General features: G+C 71.0%; 9 protein-coding genes. 2 read left to right on the forward strand and 7 right to left on the reverse strand.

Annotated features, from left to right (window positions below):
* Nucleotides 1-56: 56 nt before the first annotated feature.
* The 4 genes from OFY01_RS26035 to OFY01_RS26050 all read right to left on the reverse strand — a co-directional run bounded on the left by OFY01_RS26035 (nt 57) and on the right by OFY01_RS26050 (nt 4,840).
* Entirely contained in the window at nt 57-1,625 is a 1,569-nt protein-coding gene (locus OFY01_RS26035) for an aldehyde dehydrogenase family protein (RefSeq protein ID WP_266603857.1), read from the reverse strand.
* A 555-nt stretch (nt 1,626-2,180) separates the two neighbouring features.
* Nucleotides 2,181-3,170 carry a malate dehydrogenase gene (locus tag OFY01_RS26040; protein ID WP_266603859.1) on the reverse strand — a complete coding sequence of 330 codons (990 nt, stop codon included), beginning with the start codon at nt 3,168-3,170 and terminating at the stop codon, nt 2,181-2,183.
* A 388-nt stretch (nt 3,171-3,558) separates the two neighbouring features.
* A complete protein-coding gene (locus OFY01_RS26045; RefSeq protein WP_266603860.1) occupies nt 3,559-3,990 on the reverse strand; it encodes a DUF3017 domain-containing protein in 432 nt (143 codons plus the stop codon).
* Nucleotides 3,980-4,840, reverse strand: a complete 861-nt coding sequence (locus tag OFY01_RS26050; RefSeq protein ID WP_266603861.1) for a bifunctional methylenetetrahydrofolate dehydrogenase/methenyltetrahydrofolate cyclohydrolase — start codon at nt 4,838-4,840, stop codon at nt 3,980-3,982. Before OFY01_RS26050 ends, OFY01_RS26045 begins: the two co-directional genes overlap by 11 nt.
* A gap of 236 nt (nt 4,841-5,076) precedes the next feature.
* Here OFY01_RS26050 and OFY01_RS26055 point away from each other — a divergent pair, with 236 nt between their 5' ends.
* Nucleotides 5,077-5,697 carry an RDD family protein gene (locus tag OFY01_RS26055; RefSeq protein WP_266603863.1) on the forward strand — a complete coding sequence of 207 codons (621 nt, stop codon included), beginning with the start codon at nt 5,077-5,079 and terminating at the stop codon, nt 5,695-5,697.
* Nucleotides 5,698-5,885: 188 nt separating this feature from the next.
* Here OFY01_RS26055 and OFY01_RS26060 read toward each other — a convergent pair whose 3' ends face one another.
* The 3 genes from OFY01_RS26060 to purN all read right to left on the reverse strand — a co-directional run bounded on the left by OFY01_RS26060 (nt 5,886) and on the right by purN (nt 8,482).
* A complete protein-coding gene (locus OFY01_RS26060) occupies nt 5,886-6,152 on the reverse strand; it encodes a hypothetical protein (RefSeq protein ID WP_266603864.1) in 267 nt (88 codons plus the stop codon).
* A gap of 114 nt (nt 6,153-6,266) precedes the next feature.
* On the reverse strand, nt 6,267-7,847 hold the full coding sequence (gene purH, locus OFY01_RS26065) for a bifunctional phosphoribosylaminoimidazolecarboxamide formyltransferase/IMP cyclohydrolase (RefSeq protein ID WP_266603878.1): 1,581 nt from the start codon (nt 7,845-7,847) through the stop codon (nt 6,267-6,269).
* A 14-nt stretch (nt 7,848-7,861) separates the two neighbouring features.
* On the reverse strand, nt 7,862-8,482 hold the full coding sequence (gene purN / locus OFY01_RS26070; protein WP_266603866.1) for a phosphoribosylglycinamide formyltransferase: 621 nt from the start codon (nt 8,480-8,482) through the stop codon (nt 7,862-7,864).
* Between the two features lie 399 nt (nt 8,483-8,881).
* Here purN and OFY01_RS26075 point away from each other — a divergent pair, with 399 nt between their 5' ends.
* Nucleotides 8,882-9,673, forward strand: a complete 792-nt coding sequence (locus OFY01_RS26075; protein WP_266603867.1) for a hypothetical protein — start codon at nt 8,882-8,884, stop codon at nt 9,671-9,673.
* Nucleotides 9,674-9,753: the final 80 nt, after the last annotated feature.

Below are 9,753 nucleotides of genomic sequence, written 5' to 3' on the forward strand. Positions count from 1 at the left end.
CGTGCGGGTGCGCATGGAGGAACGCGTTGCACATTACGCCCGTTGGGCGCCGTTGGTCAGCCCGCAAACCAACGAACCGGCTTCGGTGCCAGGTTCTGGTACACGTGCTTGGTCTCCCGGTACTCCGCGAGTCCGGCCGGACCGAGTTCGCGCCCGACGCCGCTCTTCCCGAACCCGCCCCACTCGGCCTGCGGCAGATAGGGGTGGAAGTCGTTGATCCAGACGGTGCCGTGGCGCAGCCGTCCCGCGACGCGCCGCGCACGGCCCGCGTCGTTGGTCCAGACACCGCCGGCCAGGCCGTACTCGGTGTCGTTGGCGAGGGCGACCGCCTCGTCCTCGGTGCGGAACGTCTCGACGGTGAGGATCGGCCCGAAGGTCTCCTCGCGCACCACCCTCATCTCGCGGTGGCACTGGTCGAGGACGGTCGGCTCGTAGAAGTAGCCGGTGGCCGGGCGCACATCGCTCGGCTCGGGCCGCTTGCCGCCGCTGCGCAGCACGGCGCCCTCGGCGAGGGCGGAGGCCACGTACGCCTCGGTCTTGTCGCGCTGCTGCTCGCTGACCAGCGGGCCGCACTCGACGCCGTCCTCGGTGCCTCGGCCCAGGCGGATCTTCTCGGCACGGCGGGCGAGTTCGGCGACGAAGCGCTCGCGCACCGACTCCTCGATGATGAGGCGGGCCCCGGCCGAGCAGACCTGGCCGCTGTGGATGAACGCGGCGTTCAGCGCCTGGTCGACGGCGGTGTCGAAGCCTTCCTCGGTCTCGCAGGCGTCGGCGAAGACGACGTTGGGGTTCTTGCCGCCGAGTTCGAGGGCGACCTTCTTGACGCCGACGGCGGCGGCCTGCGCCACCTTGATGCCGCTGACCAGGCCACCGGTGAAGGAGACCAGGTCGACGTCGGGGTGGTCGGCCAGGCGGGCGCCGACGGTCGCGCCGGGGCCGGTGACGAGGTTGCCGACGCCCGCGGGCAGGCCCGCCTCGACGAGCAGTTCCATCAGCACGACAGTGGTCAGCGGGGTGATCTCGCTGGGCTTGATGACGAAGGTGTTGCCCGCGGCGAGCGCCGGGGCGATCTTCCAACTAGCCTGGAGCAGCGGGTAGTTCCACGGGGTGATCATCGTGCAGACGCCGACCGGCTCGTGCACGACGACGCTGTGGATGTCGTCGGAACCGGCGTCGACGACACGGCCCGGACCCTCACCGATCACGAGGTCGGCGAAGTAACGGAAGGCGTCGGCCACGCAGTCGACGTCGATGCACCCTTCCTCGACGGTCTTACCGGCGTCGCGGCTCTCCAGGAGCCCGATCTTCTCCCGGTCCCGTACGAGGAGTTCGGCGACGCGGCGCAGAACGGCCGCGCGCTCGGCGACGGGCGTGCGCGGCCAGGGGCCCTCGTCGAAGGCCCGGCGCGCGGCGACGATCGCCGCGTTCGCGTCCTCGGTGCCGCCCTCGGCCACTTGAGCGAAAGGCTTGGCGTCCGCGGGGTCGAGGATGTCACGGGTGGCGCCCGATGCGGCCGCGCGCCACTCCCCGCCGACATGAATGGTCTGCTGTGCTGCTGCCAACGTCCTGCCTTGCCTTCCGTTCCGGATGTACCCCCCTGCTGCTACCTCGGAAATCTCCGACATCGTGCGCATCTTGCGCATCCGTCGGTGACGTCTTCGGCGACGTCGATTGCCCCTGCCCACCCTTGGGGATTGCATGCACAATCCGTGGCCGAAAGTGCCCTGAGTCACCTTCTCAACGGGCGAAAGTCCCGATACATACCCTAAGGGCGGATTCGTTCGACGAGGCCGGAGTGTCAGGACACTCACAGGAGAACGACGGACAGTGACGGCGGAACGCCGGACGGTGGCCACAGGAAGACCGCGAGGAAGACCGCACAGGAGACCGCGGAGAAGGCCGCGAGGAGGCCGCGAGGAGGCCGCGAGGAGGCCGCGAGGAGGCCGCGAGGAGGCCGCGAGGAGGCCGCGGAGAAGGCCGCAGAGAAAAGCCGCCCGCGGCGGGTGAGACACCCACCGCGGACGGCGACACGAGCCAGGACCCGGAGGTCAGAGACCCGAGAACCCTAGAGACCCAAGAACCCGAGAACCCGAGAGACCCGAAAGACCCGAAAGACCCGAGAACCCTAGAGACCCGAGAGGCCCGAAGACTCGGTCCAGAGACTCGGAGACGGGCAGAGGTCAGATCAGACCGAGCCCACGCACTGCCTCACGCTCGTCGACCAGTTCCTGCACGGACGCGTCGATCCGGGCCCGCGAGAACTCGTTGATGTCCAGGCCCTGGACGATCTCGTACTTGCCGTCCTTCGTGGTGACCGGGAAGGAGGAGATGATGCCCTCGGGAACGCCGTACGAGCCGTCCGACGGGATACCCATGGAGGTCCAGTCGCCGTCGGCCGTGCCATTGACCCACGTGTACACGTGGTCGATCGCGGCGTTGGCCGCGGAGGCAGCCGACGACGCACCGCGTGCCTCGATGATCGCGGCACCGCGCTTGGCGACGGTCGGGATGAACTCGTCCGCGAGCCACTTCTCGTCGTTCACGGCCTCGGCCGCGTTCTTGCCGGCGACCGTGGCGTTGAAGATGTCCGGGTACTGGGTCGCCGAGTGGTTGCCCCAGATGGTCAGGCGCTTGATGTCGGAGACCGCGGTGCCGGTCTTCTTCGCGAGCTGCGTGACCGCGCGGTTGTGGTCGAGGCGCGTCATCGCGGTGAACCGCTCGGCCGGTACGTCAGGGGCGGCGGCCTGCGCGATGAGCGCGTTGGTGTTGGCCGGGTTGCCGACGACGAGGATCTTGACGTCGTCCGCGGCGTGGTCGTTGATGGCCTTGCCCTGCGGCTTGAAGATGCCGCCGTTGGCCTCGAGGAGGTCGCCGCGCTCCATGCCCTTGGTGCGCGGGCGGGCGCCCACCAGGAGGCCGACGTTGGTGCCGTCGAAGGCGACGTTCGGGTCGTCGGTGATGTCGATGCCCTGGAGCAGCGGGAAGGCGCAGTCGTCCAGCTCCATGGCCGTGCCCTCGGCGGCCTTGAGCGCCGGGGTGATCTCCAGGAGGCGCAGCTTGACCGGCACGTCCGCGCCGAGCAGCTGGCCGGAGGCGATGCGGAAGAGCAGTGCGTAGCCGATCTGGCCGGCGGCGCCGGTGACGGTGACGTTCACGGGAGTGCGGGTCATGGCGTTCTCCGTAGGACAGCAGGACATTTGATCGATCTCTCGGTATCAAGAGATCCGTTCGTCAGGCTATACCGACCCGCCCGATCGGCACCGACGGGTGGGGGCATGTGGCTCACCCCACAGCACCACCCGCCGAACACAGCGCCACCCACCGAACAAGGAGGCGGCCGCCCGCCCGGGAGAGGGAGGCAGGACGGCCGCCGTGGGGTACCGGCCCGCCTTCCCCGGACGCGCGCGGTTATGCGCGCGATCCCACGCCCGATACGCCGCTACGGCGTGCACCCCGTACTCCCCGAGGCGAGCGTCGCGCACGCCCGCGCTCCCCCGTGCGTCCCCGTGCGAAGCGCCTGCGCACGCGCACGTACCAGGGAGCCAGGATGGCAGCCGCTCACCTCACCGTGAAGTGCAACGTGTCCTGGAGGAAGGGGATGTGCAGCCAGGGGTTGGGCTGGGCCATCATCGCGAGGAGCACGATGGCCGCACCGAGCACGCCGTACGTGATCATGTCGGTGAAGCGCGACCGCACGGCGAGCATGCCGACCGACGGCAGCACCCAGCGCAGCACGGCGGCGCAGAGCAGCGCCACGCCCACCAGGATCGTCCCGGCCCGGAACAGGTCGAACGCCGTGAGCAGCAGCCCGAGTCCGACCGTCGAGAGCACCGCGATCAGCGGCCACTGGCGGGCGGGGGCGGGGGCGTCACCGGCTGCCGCGCGCCCGCCGCCCTCGGGCCGGGCGGTGTCGCGCGTCCACAACGGGAACCTGCGGGTCCCGCGCTTCTTGCCGCCGTCCTCCGCGCCCCCGGTCACCTCAGCGGACACCGGCGTTCCGTTCGGCGGCCTCCACCACGTTGACCAGGAGCTGGGCGCGGGTCATCGGGCCCACGCCGCCAGGGTTCGGGGAGATCCAGCCCGCGACCTCGGCGACGCCGGGGTGAACGTCGCCGACGATCTTGCCGTTCTCGTCGCGCGAGACGCCGACGTCGAGCACGGCGGCGCCCGGCTTCACGTCCTCCGGCTTGATCAGGTGCGGCACGCCCGCGGCGGCCACGACGATGTCGGCGCGGCGCAGGTGGGCGGCGAGGTCGCGGGTGCCGGTGTGGCACTGGGTCACGGTCGCGTTCTCGGAGCGGCGGGTGAGCAGCAGCGGCATCGGGCGACCAATGGTGACACCGCGGCCGACGACCACGACCTCCGCACCGTTGATCTCCACGCCGTGCTCGCGCAGCAGCGTGATGATGCCGAACGGGGTGCAGGGCAGCGGCGCCGGCTCGTTCAGCACCAGGCGGCCCAGGTTCATGGGGTGCAGGCCGTCCGCGTCCTTGGCGGGGTCCATCAGCTCCAGGACCCGGTTCTCGTCGATGCCCTTGGGCAGCGGCAGCTGGACGATGTAACCGGTGCAGGCCGGGTCGTCGTTGAGCTCGCGGACGACGGCCTCGATCTCCTCCTGCGTGGCGGTGGCGGGCAGTTCACGCTGGATGGACGCGATGCCCACCTGCGCGCAGTCGCGGTGCTTTCCCGCCACGTACTTCTGACTGCCGGGGTCCTCCCCGACGAGGATGGTGCCGAGTCCGGGCGTGGTTCCCTTCTCCTTCAGCGCCGCCACGCGGGCGGTCAGGTCGGACTTGATCGCTGCTGCGGTGGCCTTGCCATCGAGAATCTGGGCGCTCATGGGGCCATCTTCCCGGATCGCCCGCCCCCACTTCCACTTCGGGTGTCACGGAACGGTCCCGCAAGGTCGCGCTTGCGCAACGCATTCCGGCGGCGACTGGACAAATAAATGGCCTGTAAAGAACGATGTCCGGCATAGTGCCGCGGGCAGTGTCGGGGGGCGAACCGCATCCATACTTCAGTCTCCTCTTCGCAGCCGCGTCGTCCCTGCACTCTGCGACGGAGGAAAGACCGCTCATGAGCTTCGGCGATCCGAACAACAACCCGTACGGGGCGCCGCCCCAGCAGCCCGGTTACCCGCAGGCCCCCCAGGGCCAGCAGCCCGGCCAGCCCGGCTACGGTTACCCGCAGACCGGCCAGGGCGTGCCGCCCCAGCAGGGCTACAGCTCCCCGCAGCAGCCCGGCTACTCGCAGCCTGGGTACCCGGGTTACCCGCAGCAGGGCGGCTACGGGATGCAGCCGCCGAGGTACGCGAACTGGGGGCAGCGCGTCCTCAGCAAGCTGATCGACATCATCCTGTACATGGTCGCCTACGGCCCCCTGGTCATCATCGGCGCGAAGGCGGGGGTTCCGCTCCTGGCCATCGTCGGCTTCCTCGCAGCCCTCGCCCTCGGCATCTACCAGCTGATCCAGGAGGGCAGGACCGGCCAGACCATCGGCAAGAAGGCCGTCGGCATTCGCACGCTCAAGGACGAGACCGGCCAGACCATCGGTGGCGGTATGGCGTTCGTGCGCCAGCTGGCCCACTTCCTGGACGGCCTGCCCCTCTACCTCGGCTACCTGTGGCCGATCTGGGACTCCAAGCGGCAGACGTTCGCCGACAAGGTGTGCGGCACGGTCGTAATCCGCAACAAGTGAGCTGAGCGCGCCGCACCACGTGCAAAGGCCGGGGCCCCGTACGTCCGCGACGTACGGGGCCTTGGCCTTGGTGGTACCTACCCCGGCGTCCGCCGCCGACTCCGACCCGGCCGATACGGGACCGGCCGATACGGGACCGGCCCATGCGGGACCGGCCGATGCGAGGCACACGCCCGTAGGCCGGTGGGTCACTCGGGCGCGTCCCCGGCCTCCCCGTCGGCCTCCCAGTGGAACGCGTCGAGCCCGCTCACCTCTTCGGCCTCCTGCCGCCCACCGCGCACCAGGCGCGCCGCGACGGACACCGCGCCGAGCGTCAGCCCGCACAGGCAGACGACGCCGACGAAGGCCAGCGCGAGCCCCTCGATCGCGAGGCTGCTGATCCGCAGCACGACGTCGACCGGGCCCCCGCACCCACATGCCTGCACGCTCGTGTCCCCGTAGGCATACAAGGACATGCCGAACCCCCCTCCGCCACAAGGCCATTGTGGCGGAGGGGGGAACGGTGAGGAACGGGGAACGAGGACGGGGAACGGGGAACGGGTAGCGGGTAGCGGGGAACCAGGAACAGCTCAGTGGAAGAAGTGCCGCGTCCCCGTGAAGTACATCGTCACGCCCGCCTTCTTCGCGGCCTCGACGACCAGCTCGTCACGGATCGAACCGCCGGGCTGCACAATCGCCTTGACGCCCGCGTCGATGAGGATCTGCGGCCCGTCCGGGAACGGGAAGAACGCGTCGGACGCCGCGAACGAGCCGCGCGCCCGCTCCTCGCCCGCCCGCTCCACGGCGAGCTTGCAGGAGTCGACGCGGTTGACCTGCCCCATGCCGACGCCGACGGAGGCCCCGTCCTTGGCGAGCAGGATCGCGTTGGACTTCACCGCGCGGCACGCCTTCCACGCGAAGGCCAGCTCGTCCAGCTCGCCCTGCGACAGGGCCTCACCCGTGGCGAGGGTCCAGGTGGCCGGGTTGTCGCCGTCGGCCTGGAGCCGGTCGGTGGTCTGGAGCAGCACGCCGCCGTCGATCTGCCGGGCCTCCACGCGGTTGCACGGCGCCTTGTGGGCGCGCAGCACCCGCAGGTTCTTCTTCTTGGTGAGGGCCTCGAGCGCGCCGTCCTCGTACTCGGGCGCGACGATGACCTCGGTGAAGATCTCGGCGACCTGCTCGGCCATCTCCTTGGTCACCGGCCGGTTGACCGCGATGACGCCGCCGTACGCGGAGACCGGGTCGCAGGCGTGCGCCTTGCGGTGGGCCTCGGCGACGGTGGAGGCGACGGCGATGCCGCACGGGTTGGCGTGCTTGATGATGGCCACGCACGGGTCGTCGTGGTCGTACGCGGCACGGCGGGCGGCGTCCGTGTCCGTGTAGTTGTTGTACGACATCTCCTTGCCGTGCAGCTGCTCGGCGTCGGCGAGGCCGCCCGTGCCGTCGACGTAGAGACCTGCGCCCTGGTGCGGGTTCTCGCCGTAGCGCAGCACGTTCTTGCGCTCGTACGTCGCGCCGAGGAAGTCCGGGAAGCCGGTGGTGTCGGCGGCGGCGTAGTCACCCGCGAACCAGGAGGCCACGGCCACGTCGTACGCGGCGGTGTGCTGGAACGCCTCGGCGGCCAGCCGCTTGCGGGTGGCCAGGTCGAAGCCGCCGTCCTTCGCGGCGACGAGCACGTCGGCGTACCGGGCCGGGCTGGTGACCACGGCCACGGACGGGTGGTTCTTGGCGGCGGCGCGCACCATGGACGGGCCGCCGATGTCGATCTGCTCCACGCACTCGTCGGGGCTCGCGCCGGAGGCGACGGTCTCCTTGAACGGGTACAGGTTCACGACGACCAGGTCGAACGGCCGCACGCCCAGCTCGTCGAGCTGCTTGCGGTGGTCCGCGAGGCGCAGGTCGGCGAGGATGCCCGCGTGCACCTTGGGGTGCAGGGTCTTCACGCGGCCGTCGAGGCACTCCGGGAACCCGGTGAGCTCCTCGACCTTGGTGACCGGCACCCCGGCGGCGGCGATCCTCGCGGCGGTCGACCCGGTGGAGACCAGCTCGACGCCCGCCTCGTGGAGCCCGCGCGCGAGCTCTTCCAGACCGGTCTTGTCGTAGACGCTGACGAGCGCCCGGCGGATGGCCCGCTTGTCGCTCTCGGCGGGCTTGTCGCTCTCCGCGGTCACGGGGGTCACGGGGGTCACGGGATAACTACCTTTCGTCCCTCAATGCTGAAGCCGTTACGGGCGAGCCGCCCCACGACATCGACGAGCAGCGTGCGCTCGACTTCCTTGATGCGCTCGTGCAGAGCGCTCTCGTCGTCCTCGTCCCGCACCTCGACCACGCCCTGGGCGATGATCGGGCCGGTGTCGACGCCGTCGTCGACGAAGTGGACGGTGCACCCGGTGACCTTGGCGCCGTACGCGAGCGCGTCCCGCACACCGTGCGCACCGGGAAAACTGGGCAGCAGGGCGGGGTGGGTGTTCACGACCCGCCCGCCGAACCGTGCGAGGAACCCCTTCCCCACGATCTTCATGAACCCCGCCGAGACCACGAGGTCCGGCTCGTACGCGGCCGTCGCCTCGGTCAGCGCCCGGTCCCACTCCTCGCGGGAGGCGTGGTCCTTGACCCGGCACACGAAGGTCGGCAGACCGGCCCGGCGCGCACGCTCAAGCCCTACGATGCCGTCGCGGTCGGCGCCGACCGCGACGATCCGCGCGCCGTACGCCTGGGCGCCCTGCGCCGCGATGGCGTCGAGCAGGGCCTGGAGATTCGTACCTGATCCGGAGACCAGCACGACGAGGCGCTTGGCCTTGGCCACGTGTGGGGCCCTTTCTGCTTACCGGTTCCGCTGGCTGTGCCGACCGGGGGCGCGGCGGACCGGACGGTGCCGCGCGTAACGATCTTTGTACGGTCGTACGAAGACTTCGCCTGTCCCGATACGGGGAACCCTACGAAGCGGACGACCGCGAGCAACGATACCGGCACACCGGGCGGCCCCCACGGGACGGGGGCCGGACCGGGAGGTAGCGTCGGCGGATGAACGTCCGACGTTGAACACCGACATGCGCGATGAACCCGCACCGATGACGCCGATCGGCTCGCACCGACGAACAGGCGGCACGGGGCGGAACGCCGGGCGGTCACCGGACGTTCAAGGAGAGAACGTGGCCGCGCGCCCGCGGCCCCGCCCACCTATCCAGGGGAAGACGCACACCTGATGCCGGACCGAAGCCTTCGCCTCACGATGCCCGTCGGCGCCGTTCTGCCGCGCGAAGGCCGACCCACGCCGCCCTCGCCGCCCAAGGAGTCCGACGAGCCGAGCAACGGCGGCACCTCCGAGGCCCCGGACAACCCCTTCGCCCCGCCGCCCGAGGGGGCGCCCGACCGCCCGTGGCAGCCGCGCCCTCCGCGGGACGGGGCAGGTGACGGAACCGGCGACGAGGGCGGCAACCGCTCCCCCTGGGGCAGCCAGTGGAGCGACCGGCAGCCGGGCCGCGCCCAGGGCGGTGGCTTCGGCGAACGCCCCGGCGGCGGCCCCGGTCAGGGCGGCCCCGACGGTTCGGGCCGGGGGCCGTCCGGCCCCGGCGGAATGCGCTGGGACCCGACCGACCCGGCGCAGCGCCGTGCCCGGTTCGCCCTGCTGTCCGGCATGTGGGGCTTCTTCTTCGGCCTCTTCGGCTGGCCGTACGTGGCGCTGCTCCTGGGCGCGCTGGCCCTCTACTGGGGCGTCAGCGCGCTGCGCGCGAAGCCGGCCGGCCCGAACCCCGACGCCCCCGCCCCGGCCTCGGCCCCCGGCACGCCCCCCTCGCGCCCGCAGGCCACCGCGGCGATCAGCGGCCTGGTCACGGGGTCGCTCGCCCTGCTGATGGTGGCCTCGGTCTTCACGGCGAAGCTCGTCTACAGCGACTACTACGAGTGCCGTGCCGACGCCCTGACCAACGCGGCCAAGCACTCCTGCGACGACCTCCTCCCGAAGAACCTCCGCCCGCTGCTGGGCACGTCCGACTGACGACCGGGCGGCCCACACCGTACGACACCCGGCGCACGGCCGTCGCCCCCGAGCGGTTCGCGCTCACCGGCACCGTGCGC

Source organism: Streptomyces beihaiensis, from assembly GCF_026274175.1.
GTDB classification, from domain to species: Bacteria; Actinomycetota; Actinomycetes; order Streptomycetales; family Streptomycetaceae; genus Streptomyces; species Streptomyces beihaiensis.